The sequence below is a fragment of the Yoonia sp. genome (assembly GCF_014859355.1).
GTDB lineage: Bacteria > Pseudomonadota > Alphaproteobacteria > Rhodobacterales > Rhodobacteraceae > Yoonia.
Window position 1 is genome coordinate 25,484 of the sequence record NZ_JACUUJ010000023.1, and the last position, 21,318, is coordinate 46,801.

Consider the following 21,318-nt stretch of genomic DNA (forward strand, 5'->3'; position numbering starts at 1 on the left):
GCCTTGGCGATTGCCTGCAAGGTGAAATCATCGCTTGGCGGCAAGTAATGCCGGATCCGCCGCCGCGAGTTTGCGCATCACCGGCATTTGCGGGGGAGCAAGACTGAACCTGACCATTGTCATGCCCCCCGAAATCGGCTGCGCATGGCAGCGCAGGTGACGTCCATCGTCAAGGATCACGCGATCAGACCACGGTTTGCGCGGGCCAAGTATATGAATGAAACGGTGCAATTCGGCCCAGACAGGGGTTGGCGCGCACTTTGATTGCCAGTTCTTGCTGGCTGATTGCAGGTCAAATGGCGTGATCACGCCTGCCGGGCTTTCATCCCAAAGCCGGTTATAAGCCGCATTTGACATCACCATCGTGCCACCACTGGAAAAGACCGCGATCGGATCTGCAAGGGCATCAAGCACGGCCTGCCCCGTTTCAATGTCCGTGCGGAATCGCCGGGTCAGCGATATTTCGGCGCTGATATCTTCAAACAGAAAGGCAAAGGCACCATCAGGATGCGGGCGTCCGGTGACGCGATATGTCTGACCTTCGGGCAGGTTCCAAATTTCGGTATAATGGCCATTCTTTGCGGCCACTTCCAGCGCGGTGAAGTGATCGCGCCATGTGGTATAGTTTTTCGGTTCCGGCAGCATCCGCGTTTCGCGCAACCGGTCCAGCACTGTATCCAGTGTTGGACGCTGGCTCAGAAAATCAACCGGCAGATTTGTCATATCAACAAGCGCTGGGTTGAACATGGTCAATTCACGTCGCTTGTTAAAAATGGCTAGCCCGATGGACAGGTCAGCAAAGGTTTTGCCAAGCGTTTGCACGAAATGGTGACGTTCATGGTTTGCGCGCACGACCGCATTGGCATCAGTTGCGAAGTGCAGGGACCCATCATGCCGTTTTATGCTGGTGACATCAAACCAATGTTCCGCCCGTTTTTTAGGCAGCGTGACCGACAGCCTGCGCACCGTGCTGTCGCGGTTGGCCAGCGCTTCGTGCAGATTGGGAAAAAGCGGCTCGCTTGGCCAAGTATCAGCGGTGGCTATGTTGTCACTTGTATTTTGCCGTTGGTCACAAAATGTCAAATACATATGGTTGGCCCACAGAAGGGTGCCATCGTGGTCTTCGTGCCAGATCATCTGCGGGCTGTGCTGCGCCATGTCGCGCAGCATTTCCAGTTCTGACATTCTGATATCAATTTCAATCACGTCGCTGGCTGTCTGGCCGTCGGCATCGTTGTGGCCTTTTACCGCGAGGCGCAAGATGCCGTCTTTTTGCTGCGCGTCCAGCCAGATATCGGCGGCCTTGGCCCCGGCGATTTGCACAGGTGTGCTGATGTCTTCAGCAAGCGTTTCGCGTAACTTTGGAAAGTGTGGCGAAAGAACGTGGATCACCGCATCATAGTCATTCATATGTCTGACATGCGGTGCGATCATGGCCAAGGCGTCAGGCGTTGCGTCGATCATGATCTTGTCATTGAACAGAAAGACCGGTCCTGTTGCCGTGCTGTCGTTGGCCGTCACAAACCGGGCGCTTCTTCGGTCAATGAACCTCAGCGTGATCATGACGATCGTTGCGCCGATTGTTGCAGCGGCTGTTGCCACCGTCAAATCCATCCATGTCATCGCCAACGTGCCCTTGATTCCGGCCTTCGCAACCAGCATCCACAATTAAAGTTAAGACGCGGTTAAGAAGAGTTCAGGCTGTCGGCCATAGATCAATGGGTTTGTTTTTGCCAAGCGCGCGACCGGGCGCGCGGTTCGGGTCGGGCAGGGCAGATCTTGCCCATGTGACCTGCACAATGGCACCGCCGGTTGCCTGACCGGCCCAGCCTGCATGGCCATGCCTGCGGCTATTGGCAAAGGTCAGCTTTGCCCCAGATCGTTCGAGAAGGGTCTTGGCGATGAACAGGCCCAGCCCCATCCCTTCGTAACCGGGGCGGCGCCCGCGGTCTTCGGTATACCGCCGCCGGCGCACATAAGGGTCGCCGATGCGCCCTAGCACAGAAGGCGGAAACCCCTGCCCGTCATCAGATATGCGGACGTTGATTTCGGTTTCGGACCAGTTGATATCGACATGAACCTTGGACTGTGAAAAATCGACAGCGTTCTGGATCAGGTTGCGCAACCCGTGAATGATTTCAGGGCGGCGGGGAATGGTTGGTTGGGCCAGTTCAGCCCCCAGCGCCGGGCCGACTTTAAAAACAACTGTCTTGCCACGGCTGACATGCGGTTCGGCGGCTTCCCGAACCACGGTTTCCAAAGGTGCGTGGCGCAGGTGCAGGTCATCCTTGCCCGCCCGCCCCATGGAATGCAGAATATCGCGACAGCGGTTGGCTTGTTGCCGGATCAGGGCGGCATCCTCTAGCAATTCGGGATGGTTTTCCAGTTCTTCCATCAATTCGCTGCTGACCAGTTTGATCGTGGCAAGCGGTGTGCCCAGTTCATGCGCGGCGGCAGCAACGACACCGCCCAGATCTGTCAGTTTTTGTTCACGCGCCAGCGCCAGTTGCGTGGCCAGCAGTGCCTCGCCCATGGTGTGCATCTCGGTTGTGACCTGTCGGGCATAGATGGCCAGAAAGACCACACCAATGGTCAGCGCGACCCAGAACCCGAACAGAAACAGCCCCGGCAAGACCAGCATTTCCCCTTGTGCGCCAATAATGGGCAGGCTCAACTGGCTGAGAAGGCTGATCAGTACGATCGCTGCCAGCCCCAGAAATACGGTGCTGCGCAGATGCAGAACCGTTGCAGCAATGGTGACGGGGGCCAAGACCAGCATCGCAAATGGATTATTCAGCCCGCCCGTCAGAAATAACAGCAGGCTTAGTTGCACGATGTCAAACACCATCCAGAACGATGCCTCACGTTCGGAAAGACGTTTATTTTCAGGATAGACAAAGCTGCAAAACAGATTCGCCAGCAACGAAGCGGCAATCACCATTGCGGCAAATCCTACCTCGATCTGCAGGCCGTAAACCTGAACCGCAACCAGAATGGCCGTGGCCTGCCCGGCGGCGGCAAACCAGCGCAGCGTGACAAGCGTGCGCAAGCGCACCCAGTTGCTGCGCTGCTGGTCCTGAAACATTTCAAATTCCGAAATCGACATTTGATGATGTCATCCCATGCGCCAAGCTGGGCTATTGATAAGCCTGTGTGCATAGAGGATCAATGCGACCAATCCGCAAAAGGGGGATCGGATGTTCAGAACGATTGCAAATGGCACCAGCGTGCTGGCCCTTGGACTGTCGGGTGGAACCTATATCATGACGCAAATGGCAGATGATGCGGGGGGTCAGATACGCGGGTTACTGCGGCGGCGCAGGCCTGCAAGATGCTTGATGCCAAACGGGATGATGACTACGAATATTAACTTATGCAGCCTATGGCATTGATCTATTTCGAGATGCCGGATGTGGGGTTTGTGGATTTTTTCGCCAGATCACACCCCCGAGGAGGTGGCACCACACACGGGATGTTTCGGCGCAGCGGCCTGAACAGTTGACGGCTTTGGCCAAGGGCCTACGTTCAATTCTGAAATGTGAAGGACCGATGATGAATACCGAGCCACTGGATCTGGGCGATGACAACAGCCTTCTTTTGGTCGATGATGACGAGGCATTTCTGCGGCGGCTTGCCAAGGCGATGGAAAAACGCGGATTTGCAGTAGAAATGGCCGATTCTGTGGCGGCAGGCATTGCGATTGCGACGGCACGACCGCCGGCTTATGCGGTTGTTGACCTGCGGCTGGAAGATGGCAACGGGCTTGATGTGGTCGAACGATTACGCGCACAGCGGCCCGAAAGCCGGATCGTCGTTCTGACAGGCTATGGTGCAATTGCAACGGCGGTGGCCGCCGTCAAGATTGGCGCGGTCGATTATCTGGCGAAACCGGCCGATGCGACCGACGTGACCAATGCGCTGCTGGCGCGCAATGACGGCCTGCCGCCACCCCCCGAAAACCCGATGAGCGCGGATCGTGTGCGTTGGGAACATATCCAGCGGGTCTACGAGCTTTGTGACAGGAACGTTTCAGAAACCGCGCGGCGGTTGTCGATGCACCGGCGCACATTGCAACGGATACTGGCCAAGCGCAGCCCGCGGTGATTGGACGGATCACAAGGCATCCATCAGGCGCTGGTGCAGGGCGGTAAAGTCATCGCGCACCTGCGCGGGGGGCCGTAGCCGGATTGTCAGGCTTTGCGTCAGCGCCGCAATCTGTTTACCAAATAACCTGTCCGCTTCTGCCTGCGTAAACCCTGCAATCTGCACTGCCTCTAGCCAGGCAGAAAGTTTATCGGCTTTTTTTATCTGGCGCTTGATCGTTACGGGTATTTGTGCCGGCAGGCCAAAGCGCAGATGGATGGCGGCGGTCAGCCGGTCATCCAGCGCGCCGTACCCCGGCCCCACCGCGGCCTTGACCGGGCTGATCATGTCACCAATCACATATTCCGGCGCATCGTGCAGCAATGCGGCCAACTGCCATTTTACCGGGGCCTTGGGGTTCTGGCGGCTGAAAATTTCGGTCACCAACAGGGAATGTTCGGCTACTGAATAGGCAAAATCGCCCCGCGTCTGCCCGTTCCAGCGCGCGACAAAGGCCAGCCCGTGCGCGATATCCGCGATTTCAATGTCCATCGGGGTCGGGTCCAGCAGGTCCAGCCTGCGGCCCGAAAGCATCCTTTGCCATGCGCGTGGTTGTTTCATGGGGGGTTCGCCTTAATTCATTTTTCAGACAACTGCATAATACGTGGCTTTGGATTGTGGCAACCCGACCGCGATGCTATGGCACGCCCAACAATTTTCAGGAGAAGAACAGCATGTCGCAAGACTATATCGTCAAGGATATCGCGCTGGCCGCCTTTGGCCGCAAGGAATTGGATATCGCCGAAACCGAAATGCCCGGCCTGATGGCCCTGCGCGAAGAATTCGGAGCATCGCAACCACTGAAGGGTGCGCGCATCGTGGGCAGTCTGCACATGACGATCCAGACCGCTGTTCTGATCGAAACGCTGAACGCGCTGGGCGCCGATGTTCGCTGGGCGTCTTGCAACATCTTTTCCACCCAAGACCATGCCGCCGCGGCCATTGCCGCAGGCGGCACGCCGGTTTTCGCGATCAAAGGCCAAAGCCTTGAGGAACACTGGGATTATCTCGACCGGTCGTTCCAGTTCCCCGAAGGTGCGAACATGATCTTGGACGATGGCGGCGATGCGACGCTTTATGTTTTGCTGGGTGCGCGGGCCGAAGCGGGCGAAGATATCATCCCTGTCCCCCAGTCCGAGGAAGAAGAAGTCATCAAGGCGCAGATCAAGAAACGCATGGCGCAATCGCCCGGCTGGTTCACCAAAACCCGCGACGCGATCAAGGGCGTATCCGAGGAAACGACAACGGGTGTCCACCGCCTGTATGATCTGCACAGGAACGGCCAGCTGCCTTTCCCTGCGATTAACGTGAACGACAGCGTAACCAAGTCGAAGTTCGATAACAAATACGGCTGCAAGGAATCGCTGGTCGATGGTATTCGCCGTGCGACAGATACGATGATGGCCGGCAAGGTTGCGGTGGTCTGCGGCTATGGTGACGTTGGCAAAGGTTCTGCCGCATCGCTGCGGGGTGCTGGCGCGCGCGTCAAGGTGACTGAAGTGGACCCGATTTGCGCGCTGCAAGCCGCGATGGACGGGTTCGAGGTGGTGTTGCTAGAGGATGTGCTGGACACTGCCGACATTTTCATCACCACCACCGGCAACCGCGATGTCATCCGGATCGAGCATATGCGCGAGATGAAGGATATGGCGATCGTCGGCAATATCGGCCATTTCGACAATGAAATTCAGGTGGCCGCGCTGAAAAACCATAAATGGACCAACATCAAGGAACAGGTGGACATGATCGAAATGCCGTCTGGCAACCGTTTGATTCTGCTGTCCGAAGGGCGCCTTCTGAACTTGGGCAATGCCACGGGTCACCCGTCTTTTGTGATGTCGGCATCGTTCACCAACCAAGTGCTGGCGCAGATCGAACTGTGGACCAAGGGCGACGAGTATGCCCCTGGTGTGTTCATCCTGCCCAAGCATCTGGATGAAAAGGTCGCGCGTTTGCATCTGAAACGGATTGGCGTGAAACTGACCGAACTGCGCAAGGATCAGGCCGATTATATCGGCGTGACCGTGGAAGGGCCGTTCAAGCCCGATCATTACCGTTATTGATTGCACAAACATGCCGCCATCGGCCAATTGGCACGGTGGCGGCACAGGGTCAGTATGCGTGCCGCGTAAAAACTTGCCGCCTACTGCAAAAAAATCTTAGCAAATGCCCGATGTATCGCTAATCTTCGCCCTACGGTGCGAAACGCATTGAATTATGAAAAAAACTTCGGGGACATTCCTATGGGTAAGCGCGACGATTTGATTGCACGATATGCAGATGACTTGAAAAATAAATGTGGCATGACGCCGGATTTGGATTTGCTGACCAAGGTCACAATCGGTTGTGGTCCGGCGATCTATAATGCAGATGCGGCCACTGTCGCGGCGACCCAACCGGCCGAGGTTGAGACCGTCAAAAACAACTTTCTGATCAAGAAACTGGGCCTGAAAGATGGGCCAGAGCTGGATACGGCAATCAAATCCGTGCTGGATACCTATGGCCAGTCAGAACGGAACAAATACCGCGCTGTCGTCTATTACATGCTGACCAAACATTTCGGCAAAGAAGCCATTTACGGCTAAGACTCTGCTACTTAACGCATTCTGACGCCCGCCACTTCGGTGGGCGTTTTGCGTTGCGTTTGAATAAAATTCTAGGCGTATAACATTTGCCAGATATGCGTCCGGCCCGCTATAAGTAAGGCAAGACTAGTATGGTCTGGACCTGGATATTCAATGCGTGTGGTGGATTGGGAGCACGCGGGGTGAAAGAGGGTTCGGGCTATGTCCGGCCCTCTTTTCTATTCAATCACCCGATTTGGTTTCACCCATTTCGCAAATGATCTGCCATTCGTCATCTGTAACCGGCTGCACCGACAGGCGCGCATTATTCACCAGCACCATGTCCTTTAGCTGGGGCTCAGCCTTGATCTGTTCCAGCGTGACGGATTTGTTGAACCGGCGTACCGCCTTGATATCCACGCAGTCCCAACGGGCATCATCGGTTGTGCTGTCGGGGTGCGCCTCAGCGCAGACTTCGACGATGCCGACAATCTCCAGCCCGCTGCGCGAATGATAGAAAAACCCCCGGTCGCCCCGTTTCATCGCACGCATGTTGTTGCGGGCCTGATAATTGCGCACACCGTTCCATTCTTCGCCAGCATCACCCTTGGCGACCTGATCATCCCAGCCCCAGACATCCGGTTCCGATTTGAACAGCCAATAGGCCATCAGCCGATCACCTTTTTCCACGCTTGCAGCGTGACATCGCTGAACAATCCGGCCTTGGCATAGGGGTCGTTGGCGGCCCAGGCCTGTGCTGCGGCCAGATCGTCCACCTCCAGCACGATCAGCGACCCGCACATCTGCCCGTCAGCATCCAGAACAGGACCTGCCATTTCAACCACGTCGGTTTCGGCGATATAGGCCAGATGCGCGTCGCGGTTATCCAGCCGTGTTTGCAGCGCGCCGGGTTTGTCCTTGGTCATGAGTGCAAAACGCATGTCATTCTTCCTTGAGTGGGCGTGACAACAGCGCATTCAGCGCCGCCATCACATCGGTTTGTCCGCTTGTCAAATCTGCAACCACTGTGCAAATCGGCAGGTCAATGTCCAGATCCCGCGCCAGTTGTCGCACCGCGCCGGCCGTGGCGACACCTTCGACGGTGGTGCCGGCATCAAAGGCTTTACCCTGACCCAGCGCCAACCCGTAACGGTAGTTGCGCGATTGATCGGATGTGCAGGTCAGCACCAGATCGCCAAAGCCCGACAGCCCCGCCAGTGTTTCAGGATCGGCCCCCAGCGCGGCGGCAAGGCGTTGCATTTCGGGAAATCCGCGGGTCATCAACGCGGCGCGCGCGCTGTCGCCCAGCCCCGCGCCAATCGCCACACCGGATGCAATCGCCAGCACGTTTTTCAGTGCGCCACCCAATTCCGCCCCCACCGTATCGGTGGTGCGATAAAGCCGCAGCGCCGAGGTGGACAGTGCCGTTTGCAAAATTTCTCCTGCCGCATCAACGGCACAGGCCAGCGTCAGCGCGGTGGGCAGGCCCCGGGCGATATCGGTGGCAAAACTGGGCCCGGTCAGGATCGCAGCGATCGCATCGGGGATCATGTTGCGGATTGTGCTGGCTGGCCCCGTCATGCGTTCAAGGTCGATCCCCTTGCAGCAGGCGACCAGATATTTGCCGGAAAGCGGGGTAACATGATCCGCAAGAAAGGGCCGCAGCGTCTGTGCCGGGATCGAAAGCAGGATGATATCTCGGGAAAAAACAGTCTCTAATACAGCGGAAAACGTCATATTTTCGGGCAATGTCACATCAGGCAGCTTTGGGTTTTGCCGTGTGGTCTGGATGGCGGCCTGCGCATCGCCGTCGCGTCCCCAAAGCGTGATGTCATTGCCATCCAAAGCCAATGCCACACCTAGCCCCGTGCCAAAGGCGCCACTGCCGATGATCCCGATTTTCATGCCTTTGCCCCTTTTTTGCCTGATCCCAGCATTGGCGCGGCGCGGTCGTCCAACGGCCAGCGGGGGCGGGCTGACAGGGTCAGGTCATCCACCGACCCTGCGTGCATCCGCGCCGCCCCGGCATAGGCGATCATCGCGGCGTTGTCGGTGCAAAGATGCAGGGGGGGTGCGATAAAATCAGTGTCTAATCCAGCGCAAAGTGCCATCAAAGATGCGCGGATCGGCCCGTTTGCGGCAACCCCGCCGGCGATGGCAAAAGACGGTTTTGTCGGGGTCAGCGCCATATATTCAGCCAAGGCGCGGCGTGTCTTTTCGGTCAGAATATCGACGATCGCGCCTTGAAAGCCCGCGCTAAGGTCTGCCTGATCCTGCGGCGTCAGCCCGCCCTTTTCCACGATAACACTATCGCGCGCGCGCAGCATCGCGGTTTTCAGACCGGAAAAAGACATGTCGCACCCCGGTTGGTTCAGCAGCGGGCGCGGCAGTGCAAATCGTTTCGGGTCGCCATGACGCGCCGCCGATTCGATTGCGGGGCCGCCGGGCTGGGGCAGGCCAAGAATGCGGGCTGTCTTGTCGAACGCCTCGCCCGGGGCATCGTCAATGGTGCCGCCGACTCGGTGGTAACGGTCATGCGCCGCGACGATCAGGAACTGACAGTGACCGCCGGATACCAGCAACATTAAATAGGGAAACGTGATCTGATCAGTCAGGCGCGGCGTCAGGGCATGGCCGGCCAGATGGTTCACCCCGATCAGCGGCAGGCCGGTTGCGGCGGCCAGCCCCTTGGCGCACATCACGCCGGACAAGACGCCGCCAATCAACCCCGGCCCTGCGGTGACCGCGATGGCGTCAAGGTCGGCAAAGCTGACACCGGCCTCGGCCATCGCCTGTTCGACGGCGTGATCCAGTTTTTCGGCATGGGCGCGGGCAGCGATTTCGGGGACAACACCCCCGAAATCAGCGTGCAGTGCGGTTTGTCCGTAAACCACCGATGACAGCACAACAGTATTGCGCACCACGGCGGCGGCGGTGTCATCGCAGCTGCTTTCGATGCCAAGGATTGTCAGGTCTTGCGTCATGGGGGGTTCCGGTTGCGCCTTTATCGCATGCAGGTAACACTGCGCAGGCATGCAAACAATGGTATCGCCATGAAACCCACCCTGATTGTGACCCGTCCAGACCCGCAGGGCCCGCTGTTTGCCGCCACGATCAGGCAAGCCTGGCCCGGGCCATTGGATGTGATCCTCTCGCCGCTTCTGCGGATCGTGCCGGTGCCGGTGGCGGATAATCTCACGCGGATCGGCGGTGTCATTTTCACGTCGGTCAACGGTGTTGCACAGGCCGCACGGCTGGGTTTGCCCAAAGGGTGCCTTGCGTTTTGTGTTGGCGCACAGACGCAAAAGGCCGCGGCTGATGTCGGGTTTGAAACCGTCACCGGACCTGGCAACGCAACAGAGCTGACGGCCCTGATCCTGCGGCGCGGGGCGATTGGGCCACTGGCGCACATCAGGGGGCATCACGCACGCGGCGATATTGCCGCTACTCTTACTTCGGCAGGTGTGGCGTGCCGCGATGTGATCGCCTATGACCAACAGGCACAATCGCTGCACACAGCCGCCAAAACAGCGCTGGATGGGATAGGCCCCGTGGTTGTGCCGCTTTTTTCGGCCCGCACCAGCACGATATTTCAGCAACAGGGGCCATTTGCGGCCCCTTTGCATCTGATCGCGATCAGTGCGGCTGCGGTGCCATCGGATATGACCGTGCGAACCATCGCGATTGCCACTGCACCAAACGGACCGGCCATGGTTGCCGCAACAATCGCTTGTTTGCGCGATCTGGCACAGCAAGGCTGATCACGGTGCATTTGCTTGAGGGTCGCGAATTTGCGCGCTAGGATAACAAGATAACGGCCTTTTCGATGGGCCATGCGGTGAAAGGGTTTCAACGTGGCAAATCAACCTGCCAAGGGTCGCAAGACGCCAACACCACCGACGCAATCACAAGAAGCTGGCAAAAAACCTGCGGGCTTGGATGTGGCAGTGTCCGATGTGATTCCGCCAGAGGTGCATCCCCGTGCCGCCCAAACGCCAGCAAAAGCGCCGCAAGCCCCTGATGTTGCATCAAAGCCTGCTGCATCGGAAAAACCGCCCACCCCGACATACACAGAACCTCAAAAGCCGGAACCGACCCCGCCCGCACGGCGGGGCGGGTTTGTGCCTTTGGTTTTGGGCGGGCTGGTGGCTGGGGTCATTGGCTTTGGTGTTGCAACACTGACCACGGCGCCGGCAGATAGCCCTTTGTCAGACCGGTTGGCAGGCCAAAGCGCCGAAATCGCCGCGCTGCAAGAGAAAATTGCGCAAATGCCGTCCCTTGTGGCCGACGATTTGGCGGCGCTGCAAGCGGCGCAAGAAGCGGTTTCCGCCGACATTTCCCGGCTTGATGCCGCCGTTGCCGCATTACAGACGCGGTTGGATGACCTGCCGTCCATTGCAATTGGCGATGCGGCAACATTACCCGCGCCTGATATGTCGGCCTATCAGGCTGAACTGGACGCCTTGCGCGCCCAGATGCAAGATGAATTGTCCACCATGACACAAACGGCGCAGTCAGAATTGGCTGCGGCGCGCGCCCAAGCGGCAACCATTGAACAAAGCGCGCAGGATTCTGTCCGCCGGTCTGCGGGCCGCGCGGCGCTGGCGCGTGTGCAGACGGCGCTGGATAGTGGTGCGCCTTTGGGGGCCTTGCTGGATGATCTGGCGGATGCCACCGGCGACGCGATACCGGATGATCTGGCGGCGGCGCGCGATGGTGTGCCAACCCTTGCCAGTTTGCAGGATACATTTCCCGATGCCGCCCGCACCGCGCTGGCTACCGCCCGCAGCGCAGGGGTGGCGGGCGAAGACACCAGCGGCTTTGCGGCGTTTCTGCGCAACCAGTTTGATGTGCGCTCTGTCGCCCCACGCGAAGGAACAACTGTTGACGCGATCCTGTCGCGAGCCGAAGCTGCGATAAAGTCAGGCCGTTTGTCTGATGCGCTGGCCGAACTGGCCAGTCTGCCCGATGTTGCCCGCGCTGACTTGTCAGACTGGCTGAAGCGCGCAGAATTGCGTGCCAGCGCCCTGACCGCCGCAGATATGCTCGCGACCACTTTTAACGATAAATAAAAGGCGAAACCCATGCTTTGGTCTCTCATTAAAATTCTGGTTTTCGTCGCCGCCATTATTGCGCTGACTTATGGCGGGACCATCCTGATGGACCTTGACGGTGGGTTGACGGTCAATACCGGCATTGACGAATTCACGCTGGAACCGATCGAGGTCGTATTCGGGTTGGCGGCGTTTGTTCTCGCGGTCTGGCTTGGCTTGAAAATTCTGGCGTTTCTGGTGGCTGCGTTCAAATTTCTGAACGGCGATGAAACCGCGATTTCGCGTTATTTTGACCGCAACCGCGAGCGTAAAGGCTATGAGGCATTGGCCGAAGGTATGATGGCGCTAGCGTCGGGGGAAGGGCATCTTGCTTTGACAAAGGCGGCGCGGGCGGAAAAATACCTGCAAAAGCCGCGGTTGACCAACCTTCTGATTGCGCAGGCCGCTGAACTGACTGGCGACCGAAAAAAGGCGGAAAATACCTATAAAAAGCTGCTGGAAGACAGCCAGACCCGCTTTGTCGGGGTGCGCGGCATCATGAAACAAAAGCTGGCGGATGGCGATACGGATACTGCGCTGAAACTGGCGGAAAAGGCGTTTGCGCTGAAGCCAAAGCATGAAGAAACCCAAGACGTTCTGCTGCGTTTACAGGCAGAAAAATCCGATTGGATTGGTGCGCGCAAGACGCTGAACACCAAGCTCAAAACCGGCACGCTGCCGCGCGATGTTTACAAACGGCGTGATGCGGTGCTGGCCCTATCAGAGGCGCGCGACATCATTGATGACGGCAAGACAATCGAATCCCGCGAAGCCGCGATCGAGGCGAACCGCCTGTCACCCGACCTGATCCCGGCGGCTGTCATGGCTGCGCGTGGTTACATGGCCGATGGCAACGCCCGCTATGCCACACGGGTGCTGACCAAGGCATGGAACGCGCATCCGCATCCCGATCTGGCCGCTGCCTTTGCCGAAATCGTGGCGGATGAAACGCCGCAGGCCCGGCTGAAACGGTTCAAGGCCTTGGTGAAATCCAGCCCCGATCATCCCGAAACGAAAATGCTGCTGGCTGAACTGCATATCACGGCCGAGGAATTCCCTGATGCCAAGCGCGCGCTTGGCGATCTGGTTGAAACCGATCCGACCGCGCGGGTTCTGACGCTGATGGCGGCAATTGAGAGGGGCAGTGGCGCGGATGACAGCGTGGTGCGCGGCTGGTTGACGCGCGCCTTGACCGCGCCGCGCGGCCCGCAATGGGTTTGTGACAACTGCCACACGGTTCATGCCACATGGGCCCCGACCTGTAGCAACTGCCATGCCTTCGACACACTATCGTGGAAATCAACCCCCACCAGCGAGGTCGCAATGCCCGCAGGCACCGAAATGCTGCCGCTGATCGTGGGCCGTGACAAAGAAACCAACCCGCCCGCCACGACCGAGCTGGTCGAGGCCGAGGTGGTGGACGGTGACAGAGATCAAAAACGGCCCGAGGGCTAGCGTTTCCATTGCAGCGCACTGCCCTTTCCAAAGCTGTCAAATTCCGTTATGTGCCATCCATCTTGGAAGACCGGCGCCCGCATTCCAGCGCCTGACAAAGAAGATACAGGAATGAGGGGGAATACGCCCCCTACGCAAAAGGCCGCACAGGCCAACTAGGAAAACATGATGTTTAACGAAGTCAAAAAATCAATCCAGTGGGGGCAAGAGACGCTGACGCTGGAAACGGGTAAGGTTGCTCGTCAGGCGGATGGTTCTGTTATCGCCACGCTGGGCGAAACCAGTGTCATGGCCAACGTGACCTTTGCCAAGGTCCAGCGGCCCGGTCAGGATTTCTTTCCGCTGACCGTGCATTACCAAGAAAAATATTATGCTGCGGGCAAGGTTCCCGGCGGTTTTTTCAAACGCGAAGCGCGCCCCACAGAAAAGGAAACGCTGACGGCGCGTCTGATCGACCGCCCGTTGCGCCCCCTGTTCGTTCCCGGTTTCAAAAACGAAGTGCTGGTGATGTGCACCGTGCTGAGCTTTGATGGAGTGAACGACCCCGACATGATCGCCATGATCGCGGCATCCGCTGCGCTGACCATTTCCGGCGCGCCTTTCATGGGCCCGATCGCCGGTTGCCGTGTGGGTTTTGTGGATGGCGAATACATTCTGAACCCCGAAATCGACGACATGCACAACCTGCGCCTGAACCCCGAACAGCGTCTGGACCTTGTCGTCGCCGGCACGAAAGATGCCGTGATGATGGTGGAATCAGAAGCTTACGAGCTATCAGAGGCTGAGATGCTGGGCGCTGTCAGCTTTGCGCACGAACAAATCCAGCCGGTGATTGACCTGATTATTGATCTGGCCGAGTCAAGCGCAAAAGAACCCTTCCAGTTTGACGTACCTGATTATGCCGATCTTTACGCCGCCGTGAAATCCACTGGCGAAGACAAGATGCGCGCCGCTTATGCGATCACTGACAAACAGGAACGCACCATAGCCGTATCCATCGCCAAGGCCGATATCATCGCCGCCCTGACCGAGGAACAGCAGGCTGATGCAAACCTTGGCGCGGCCTTGAAAAAGCTGGAATCAGACGTTCTGCGCGGTGACGTTGTGAAAAATGGCCGCCGGATTGACGGGCGCGCGCTGGATCAGATCCGGCCCATCGTGTCGGAAACCGGTATTCTGCCCCGGACCCACGGTTCGGCGCTGTTCACGCGTGGTGAAACCCAAGGCCTGGTCGTGACCACGCTGGGCACCGGTGACGACGAACAGATGATTGATGCGCTGACCGGCATGTATAAATCCAACTTTTTGCTGCACTATAACTTCCCTCCCTATTCGGTGGGCGAAGCGGGGCGCGTTGGCCCTCCGGGGCGTCGCGAAATTGGCCATGGTAAACTGGCGTGGCGTGCGTTGCAGGCCGTTCTGCCCGCAGCAACCGATTTTCCTTACACCATCCGCATCGTATCCGAGATTACCGAATCGAACGGTTCGTCGTCGATGGCAACGGTCTGCGGCAGCTCTTTGTCGATGATGGATGCTGGTGTGCCGCTGAAGGCACCTGTTGCCGGTGTGGCCATGGGTCTGGTGATGGAAGACGACGGGTCTTATGCGATCCTGTCCGATATTCTGGGTGACGAAGACCACCTTGGCGATATGGATTTCAAGGTCGCTGGCACTGAAAACGGCATCACGTCCTTACAGATGGATATCAAGATTGCGGGCATCACGCCTGAAATCATGTCCAAGGCGCTGGACCAAGCCAAAGCAGGCCGCCTGCATATCCTGAATGAAATGTCCAAGGCGCTGACCGGCGCGCAGGAATTCAGCGTGCATGCGCCCAAGATCGAAACCATGCAAATCCCTGTCGATAAAATCCGCGAAGTCATCGGGTCTGGCGGCAAGGTCATCCGTGAAATCGTTGAAACGTCGGGTGCCAAGGTCGATATCAATGATGACGGCGTGATCAAGCTGGCATCGAACGACGCCGCGGCGATCAAACGGGCTTATGACATGATCCATTCGATCGTGGCCGAACCTGAAGAAGGCCTGATTTACAAAGGCACCGTGGTCAAACTGGTTGATTTCGGCGCTTTTGTGAACTTCTTTGGCAAACGTGACGGTCTGGTCCATGTATCCCAGATTGAAAACAAGCGCCTGAACCATCCGTCGGATGTGTTGAAGGAAGGTCAGGAAGTCTGGGTTAAATTGTTGGGCTTTGATGACCGCGGCAAGGTGCGTTTGGCCATGAAAATGGTTGATCAGTCCACTGGCCAAGAACTTGCCAAAGAAGACGCTGCCGAATAATTGGCCGCATCAACGGGGCAAGGAATTTGCCCTGCACGGTTTGCACCCGGCCCTTGTGGCCGGGTGTTTTCGTTTCGGCAATCCAGGCTGTGTGTCCCTGGAAAAATGCGTTTTGTTGACGACAAACATATAAACCAAAAAGCCCGGCAAGGTGCGAGGCCCTTCATGTGCTTGCCGGGCGCCTCAGCTGGATAGTTTGGTTGTCCGCAGATAGGGAAAGTGGGTTGTAAAATCGCCATATTTCGCCTTGGCGTCTGCATCGCTGACCGCTGTCGGGATGACCACATCGTCACCGACATTCCAGTTTGCGGGCGTTGCGACGTTTTCGCGTGCAGCGGTTTGCAAGCCGTCAAGCGCGCGCAATACTTCGGCGAAATTGCGCCCGACGTTCATGGGATAGGTCATCGACAGTTTCAGTTTCTTGTCAGGCCCGATGATAAAGACGACGCGCACGGTTGCACTGTCAGCCGGTGTGCGGCCGTCGGGTAAATAGGCATCGGCAGGCAGCATGTCGAACGCTTTGGCGACGGTCAGGTCTTCATCGGCAATGATCGGGAAACCAGCCTTTGCATGGGCAAAGGTTTCAATGTCGCTTTTCCATTTCTTATGATCCTCAACTCCGTCAACGCTGATGCCCATCACCTTGGTGCCGCGCTTTTCCCATTCATCGGCCAGCTGCGCGACAGCGCCGAATTCAGTTGTGCAAACGGGGGTAAAATCCTTGGGGTGGGAAAACAGGATCGCCCAGCTATCGCCGATCCAGTCGTGCAGGGAAATCGCGCCCTGATCAGTTTCAACGGTCAGATCGGGAATCGTATCGTTAATGCGCAGTGCCATTGGATGCTCCTTATTACCTGCTTATATTTACGATATATGAATTACATCACACGAATGCTACCGCGCCTTGCACCGGGCCAACGACAGTGCGACACCTTGTCCAGACAATCAAGGAGCGGTCATATGATCCAGAAACGAGATTTCTACATCAACGGTCAGTGGGTGGCCCCAGCCAAACCGCGTGACCATCTTGTCGTGAACCCATCCACCGAAGAAGCCTGCGCCGTTATTTCGCTGGGCGATCAGCCTGACACCGATGCGGCGGTTGCATCTGCCAGCGCCGCCCTGCCGGCGTGGTCGGCGACGCCCCCGGCGGAACGCGCGGAATATGTCAAAGGCATCCTGGCCCAATACGAGGCCCGAGAGGAAGAAATGGCGCAGGCCATCTGCCTTGAAATGGGCGCACCCATCGACATGGCCCGTGACAGTCAAGCCACCTGCCTACCATGGCATTTGAAAAATTTCCTGACCGCGTTTGAGGAAATCGAATGGGTGCGCCCGCTTGGCCCGCACGCGCCCAACGACCGTATCGCGCTGGATCCGATCGGCGTTGTCGGGCTGATCACGCCGTGGAACTGGCCGATGAATCAGGTCACGCTCAAGGTTATTCCGGCGCTGTTGGCGGGGTGTACCATCGTGTTGAAACCATCGGAAGAGGCGCCGCTGTCGTCGTTGTTGTTCACTGAATTTGTGCACGACGCAGGTGTGCCGGCTGGCGTGTTCAACATGGTCAATGGTGACGGCGCCGGTGTGGGCAGCCAGATGTCCAGCCACGAAGACATCGCCATGATCAGCTTTACCGGATCCACCCGCGCAGGGCGCGCTATTTCGCTCGCGGCGGCGCAAACGCTGAAACGCGTGACGCTGGAACTGGGCGGCAAGGGTGCCAACGTGATCTTTGCCGATGCCGATGACAAGGCGGTCAAGCGCGGCGTGATCCACTGCATGAATAATTCCGGCCAGTCTTGTAATGCGCCGACCCGGATGCTGGTGGAACGGTCGATCTATGATCAGGCCGTGGAAATCGCGGCAGAGGTCGCGAACAGTATCAAGGTTGGCCCCGCATCCGAACCGGGCGACCACATTGGCCCCATTGTGAACAAGACCCAGTGGGACCAGATTCAGGCGATGATCGCCGTCGGCATCGAAGAAGGCGCGCGGCTGGTTGCCGGTGGTCTTGGCCTGCCCGAGGGCGTGAACCGTGGCTATTTTGTGCGCCCGACCGTCTTTGCCGATGTGAACAACGATATGCGAATCGCGCGTGAAGAAATATTTGGCCCTGTCCTGTCGATCATCCCGTTTGAAGACGAGGCAGACGCGATCCGCATTGCCAATGATACCCAATACGGGCTGACCAATTACGTGCAGTCGCAGGACGGCGCCAAACGTAACCGTATGGCGTTGGCGTTGCGGTCCGGCATGGTGGAAATGAACGGCAAATCCCGTGCAGCCGGTTCGCCCTTTGGCGGGGTCAAGATGTCAGGCCGCGCCCGTGAGGGCGGTGTTTGGGGAATCGAGGAATTCTTGGAAGTCAAAGCCATTTCGGGTTGGGCCGCAGACTAGGCTTGTGTTCGCCAGCGCACGAATTCGGTGCGCTGGCGGGTCTATCGTGCAGCAGAAGTTTTCTGATATTCCAATCGGTGAATTTCAGGAGGGATGCCATGCTTGCCCAAATCAAAGGCCTGCACCATGTCACGTCGCTTGCAAGCGACGCCCGTGACAACAATGCTTTCTTTACAAACGTCCTTGGCCTGCGCCGGGTCAAAAAAACAGTGAACTTCGATGCACCTGACGTGTATCACCTTTATTATGGGGATGAGGCCGGCACGCCCGGCACCATCATGACCTATTTCCCGTTTCAGAACGCTGCGCGGGGTCGCCCTGGCGCAGGTGAGGTGGGCCGCACAGTTTTCAGCGTTCCGACCGGCACATCGCGGGCCTGGCTTGACAGATTGGCCACGTTTGAAGTGGCCGGACTGGCGCAAGACGTGCGTTTCGGGCAAAAGCGCGTGCTGTTCAATGGGCCCGATGGTGATGTATTTGCGCTGGTCGAACACGACGATGACCGCGCCCCGTGGACAGGCAATGGCGTTAGCGCAGACATGGCCGTGCGCGGTTTTCATTCTGCAGACATGCGTTTGCGTGATGGCGCAAAGACGGCAGAGTTGCTGCAATTCATGGGCTATGAAAAAGACGACACCGAAGGCAGCGTCACCCGTTACATCGTGCCCGGCGGCAATGCTGCAAACACGATCGACCTAGATGTGAACCCGACCGCAAGTGCCGCGCGTCCGGGGGCTGGGTCGGTCCACCACATCGCCTTTGCCGTTGCAAACCGGGCGCGCCAGCTAGAGGTGCGCGAGGCGTTGCTGGACACCGGCTATCAGGTGACGCCTGTGATCGACCGCGATTATTTCCACGCGATCTATTTCCGCACGCCGGGCGGTGTCCTGTTCGAGGTGGCAACAAATGAACCGGGTTTTGACCGCGACGAAGACACCGCACATCTGGGGCAGGCACTGAAATTGCCCGGACAGCATGAACATTTGCGCGCACGACTTGAATCGTATCTTCAACCGCTGGAGGACTGAAATGCCATATTTTGCCAGACAGACACAGGGGGCCAGCGGCGCGCCGCTATTTTTCACCTGTCACGGCACCGGTGCGACAGAAGACCAGTTTCACACGCTGGCCGAACAACTGCTGCCCGGCGCGCATGTGACATCACCACGTGGGAACGTCACGGAAAACGGCGCCCTGCGGTATTTCCGGCGCACCGCCGAAGGTGTCTATGACATGGACGATCTGGCACAGCGCAGGGCCATGATGGCAGATTTTATCGCCAAGGAACGTGCCATCAAACGCCCGTCGCAGACCATTGCCATGGGTTATTCGAATGGCGCGAATATCCTTGCGGCGGTTGCGCTTGTTCGGCCTGACCTGCTGGATACACTGATCCTGATGCATCCGCTGATCCCGTGGGATCCGGCACCGCAACCAGAACTGTCGGGCCGGCGCGTCCTTATCACAGCGGGCAAACGCGACCCGATCTGCCCGGCGGACCGGACGCAGGCGCTGGCCGATTACCTGACAGCGCAAGGCGCGGATGTCCAAATCCACTGGCACCCCGGCGGACACGAGGTTGCCAATTCCGAGGTGGATGCAATCGCCCTGTTCCTGCGCGGCTAAAACGGGGCCTTGGCGCTGATTCGCATCCCCTGCCCGCCGTCGGGGTGGCGGAATTGCAGCGTTTCGGAATGCAGCATCAGGCGGGGGTAATCCCGCGCCGCCCCTTCCGCATAAAACGGGTCACCCAGTATCGGGTGGCCCAGCGCCAGCATATGCACCCGCAACTGGTGCGACCGGCCGGTTTTCGGCATCAGCCGCACGCGGGTTTCGCCGCCGCCACGGCGCATCACGCGCCAGTCGGTCACGGCTTGCCTGCCGTTTTCATGGTCTACCATCTGGCGGGGGCGGTTGGGCCAATCCACGATCAGCGGCAGATCAACGGTGCCCGTCTTGGCCACCATATCCCCCCAAACGCGCGCGACATAGGTTTTGCGGGTCTGGCGTTTTTCAAACTGCAACCCCAGATGGCGCTGGGCGTGGGGCGTCAGGGCAAAGACCATCACGCCCGATGTATCGCGGTCCAGCCGGTGCACCAGCAGCGCGGTGGGAAACACCGCCTGCACCCGCATCAGCAGGCAATCGGCCAGATCCGGCCCCTTGCCGGGGACAGACAGCAAACCGCTGGGTTTATCGACCAGCACGACCTGATGATCGTCGTGCAGAAAAACAAGCGGGTCCGTGGGCGGCGTATAAGTCACCCGTAATCCCGTTCACCGAAAATGGCAGACCCCACGCGAATATGCGTGGCCCCCTGCGCGATGGCGCGTTCGAAATCGCCGCTCATCCCCATGGACAGGCCGGTCAACCCGTTGCGCGCGGCGATTTTCGCCAGCAGGGCGAAATGCAACGTTGGTTCTTCGTCCACGGGGGGGATGCACATCAGCCCCGCCAGCGGCAGGTCAAGCGCGCGCACCTGCGCCACGAAATCATCCGCCTGCGACGGCAGCACACCGGCCTTTTGCGGTTCTTCGCCCGTGTTCACCTGAATGAACAGATCAGGGCAATGGCCCATGTCCTGCGCCAGCCTTGCAAGCGTTGTTGCCAGCTTGGGCCGGTCAACCGTGTGGATCGCCTGCGCCAGGTCCATCGCCTGCCGCGCCTTGTTGGTTTGCAGCGGGCCGATCAGGTGCAGGGCGATTCCGTCATAGGTTTCGCGAAAGGCGGGCCATTTGCCTGCCGCTTCTTGCACCTTGTTTTCACCAAAGACCCGGTGCCCCTGATCCAGCACCGCGCGCACGCGGTCCAGCGGTTGCACCTTGGATACGGCAATCAACGTCACATCATCGGCGGGCCGGTCAGCGGCGGCACAGGCGGCGGCGACGCGGGCCTTTATTTCGTCTAGGGGCATGAAATCATCCTGTTTTGGGTCAAAAACCACGGTTTTCCCTGAAATAGGGCGTTTGGCGGGCGATGTCATGGGGCAATCAGGTGTGTGTCATAGATGCATCATTTTCCACCGACCCGCATTTGCCCCCCCCATTTGGCTTGAGTGTGCGGGGCGTTCAGCGCAATTAAGCAGCAATGCTGGTCAAACTGGCATTCTTGGGAATGCAAAACTTTGCGAGGGAATAAATCCATGAAAAGCATCCTTCTTACAACAACTGCGATCGTCGCCTTCGCTGGCGCCGCAGTTGCTGACGGACACACCGGTGTGTCCTTCTCTGGCTCGGTAGAGCTGGGCTATAACGACGACAGCGACAACGATGTTCGCCCAATTGATGGTGGCGCGATCGGCGACTATGATGGCTTCTACTGGGAAGGCAACCTTGCTGTTTCCATGACAACCGCGTTGGACA

The 21,318-nt window shown here is 58.3% G+C and carries 20 protein-coding genes and 1 pseudogene; 11 read left to right on the forward strand and 10 right to left on the reverse strand.

The genetic code is table 11. From position 1 onward, the window contains the following. Positions 1–27: 27 nt before the first annotated feature. A complete protein-coding gene (locus IBX59_RS09735; protein WP_296374948.1) occupies positions 28–1,623 on the reverse strand; it encodes a PAS-domain containing protein in 1,596 nt (531 codons plus the stop codon). A gap of 73 nt (positions 1,624–1,696) precedes the next feature. After that, positions 1,697–3,106, reverse strand: coding sequence for a sensor histidine kinase RegB (gene regB, locus IBX59_RS09740; RefSeq protein ID WP_296374950.1), 1,410 nt, complete (start codon positions 3,104–3,106; stop codon positions 1,697–1,699). Between the two features lie 443 nt (positions 3,107–3,549). Here regB and IBX59_RS09745 point away from each other — a divergent pair, with 443 nt between their 5' ends. Beyond that, positions 3,550–4,104 (forward strand): ActR/PrrA/RegA family redox response regulator transcription factor, encoded by a 555-nt coding sequence (locus tag IBX59_RS09745; protein WP_296374953.1) that lies wholly within the window; start codon positions 3,550–3,552, stop codon positions 4,102–4,104. Positions 4,105–4,113: 9 nt separating this feature from the next. Here IBX59_RS09745 and IBX59_RS09750 read toward each other — a convergent pair whose 3' ends face one another. After that, entirely contained in the window at positions 4,114–4,704 is a 591-nt protein-coding gene (locus IBX59_RS09750) for an HD family hydrolase (RefSeq protein ID WP_296374954.1), read from the reverse strand. 113 nt (positions 4,705–4,817) lie between these two features. Between IBX59_RS09750 and ahcY the strand changes: the two genes are divergently transcribed. Together ahcY and IBX59_RS09760 are read left to right on the forward strand one after the other, a co-directional pair. Continuing rightward, entirely contained in the window at positions 4,818–6,206 is a 1,389-nt protein-coding gene (ahcY, locus tag IBX59_RS09755; protein WP_296374956.1) for an adenosylhomocysteinase, read from the forward strand. A gap of 180 nt (positions 6,207–6,386) precedes the next feature. Beyond that, positions 6,387–6,728 (forward strand): DUF2853 family protein, encoded by a 342-nt coding sequence (locus IBX59_RS09760; RefSeq protein WP_296374958.1) that lies wholly within the window; start codon positions 6,387–6,389, stop codon positions 6,726–6,728. Positions 6,729–6,950: 222 nt separating this feature from the next. Here IBX59_RS09760 and IBX59_RS09765 read toward each other — a convergent pair whose 3' ends face one another. From IBX59_RS09765 to tsaD, 4 genes are read right to left on the reverse strand one after another with little or no spacing between them, the layout of a single operon-like run. Continuing rightward, a complete protein-coding gene (locus tag IBX59_RS09765; RefSeq protein ID WP_296374960.1) occupies positions 6,951–7,376 on the reverse strand; it encodes an EVE domain-containing protein in 426 nt (141 codons plus the stop codon). Continuing rightward, positions 7,376–7,648, reverse strand: a complete 273-nt coding sequence (locus IBX59_RS09770) for a YciI family protein (protein WP_296374961.1) — start codon at positions 7,646–7,648, stop codon at positions 7,376–7,378. Before IBX59_RS09770 ends, IBX59_RS09765 begins: the two co-directional genes overlap by 1 nt. A gap of 1 nt (position 7,649) precedes the next feature. Then, positions 7,650–8,612 (reverse strand): NAD(P)H-dependent glycerol-3-phosphate dehydrogenase, encoded by a 963-nt coding sequence (locus IBX59_RS09775; protein ID WP_296374963.1) that lies wholly within the window; start codon positions 8,610–8,612, stop codon positions 7,650–7,652. Then, positions 8,609–9,691, reverse strand: coding sequence for a tRNA (adenosine(37)-N6)-threonylcarbamoyltransferase complex transferase subunit TsaD (gene tsaD, locus IBX59_RS09780; protein WP_296374965.1), 1,083 nt, complete (start codon positions 9,689–9,691; stop codon positions 8,609–8,611). Before tsaD ends, IBX59_RS09775 begins: the two co-directional genes overlap by 4 nt. A gap of 69 nt (positions 9,692–9,760) precedes the next feature. On the opposite strand from tsaD, the gene IBX59_RS09785 reads away from it, so the two are divergent. The 4 genes from IBX59_RS09785 (at position 9,761) to pnp (ending at position 15,556) form a co-directional block, all read left to right on the forward strand. Further along, positions 9,761–10,468: a uroporphyrinogen-III synthase gene (locus IBX59_RS09785; protein ID WP_296374968.1), complete on the forward strand. Its 708-nt coding sequence runs from the start codon at positions 9,761–9,763 to the stop codon at positions 10,466–10,468. 93 nt (positions 10,469–10,561) lie between these two features. After that, a complete protein-coding gene (locus IBX59_RS09790; protein WP_296374970.1) occupies positions 10,562–11,779 on the forward strand; it encodes a hypothetical protein in 1,218 nt (405 codons plus the stop codon). A 12-nt stretch (positions 11,780–11,791) separates the two neighbouring features. Beyond that, complete coding sequence (locus IBX59_RS09795; RefSeq protein WP_296374972.1) at positions 11,792–13,255, forward strand: heme biosynthesis HemY N-terminal domain-containing protein; 1,464 nt, start codon at positions 11,792–11,794, stop codon at positions 13,253–13,255. Positions 13,256–13,423: 168 nt separating this feature from the next. After that, a complete protein-coding gene (gene pnp, locus IBX59_RS09800; RefSeq protein ID WP_296374973.1) occupies positions 13,424–15,556 on the forward strand; it encodes a polyribonucleotide nucleotidyltransferase in 2,133 nt (710 codons plus the stop codon). 183 nt (positions 15,557–15,739) lie between these two features. Here the strand turns inward: pnp and IBX59_RS09805 are convergent, their stop codons facing one another. Beyond that, complete coding sequence (locus IBX59_RS09805) at positions 15,740–16,393, reverse strand: peroxiredoxin (RefSeq protein WP_296374975.1); 654 nt, start codon at positions 16,391–16,393, stop codon at positions 15,740–15,742. Between the two features lie 123 nt (positions 16,394–16,516). Here IBX59_RS09805 and IBX59_RS09810 point away from each other — a divergent pair, with 123 nt between their 5' ends. From IBX59_RS09810 to IBX59_RS09820, 3 genes are all read left to right on the forward strand, one after another. Next, positions 16,517–17,956, forward strand: a complete 1,440-nt coding sequence (locus tag IBX59_RS09810) for an aldehyde dehydrogenase family protein (RefSeq protein ID WP_296374977.1) — start codon at positions 16,517–16,519, stop codon at positions 17,954–17,956. Positions 17,957–18,054: 98 nt separating this feature from the next. Further along, positions 18,055–18,984 (forward strand): ring-cleaving dioxygenase, encoded by a 930-nt coding sequence (locus tag IBX59_RS09815; protein ID WP_296374979.1) that lies wholly within the window; start codon positions 18,055–18,057, stop codon positions 18,982–18,984. 1 nt (position 18,985) lies between these two features. After that, on the forward strand, positions 18,986–19,582 hold the full coding sequence (locus IBX59_RS09820; protein ID WP_296374981.1) for an alpha/beta hydrolase: 597 nt from the start codon (positions 18,986–18,988) through the stop codon (positions 19,580–19,582). Here the strand turns inward: IBX59_RS09820 and IBX59_RS09825 are convergent. Next, the gene (locus IBX59_RS09825; protein WP_296374983.1) at positions 19,579–20,220 is read right to left on the reverse strand and encodes a pseudouridine synthase; all 642 of its coding nucleotides are present in this window, start codon (positions 20,218–20,220) and stop codon (positions 19,579–19,581) included. The genes IBX59_RS09820 and IBX59_RS09825 overlap by 4 nt on opposite strands. Continuing rightward, positions 20,217–20,870 (reverse strand): YggS family pyridoxal phosphate-dependent enzyme, encoded by a 654-nt coding sequence (locus IBX59_RS09830; protein WP_296374986.1) that lies wholly within the window; start codon positions 20,868–20,870, stop codon positions 20,217–20,219. Before IBX59_RS09830 ends, IBX59_RS09825 begins: the two co-directional genes overlap by 4 nt. A gap of 228 nt (positions 20,871–21,098) precedes the next feature. Here IBX59_RS09830 and IBX59_RS09835 point away from each other — a divergent pair. Next, a pseudogene (locus IBX59_RS09835) lies at positions 21,099–21,318 on the forward strand (hypothetical protein); the annotation flags it as partial.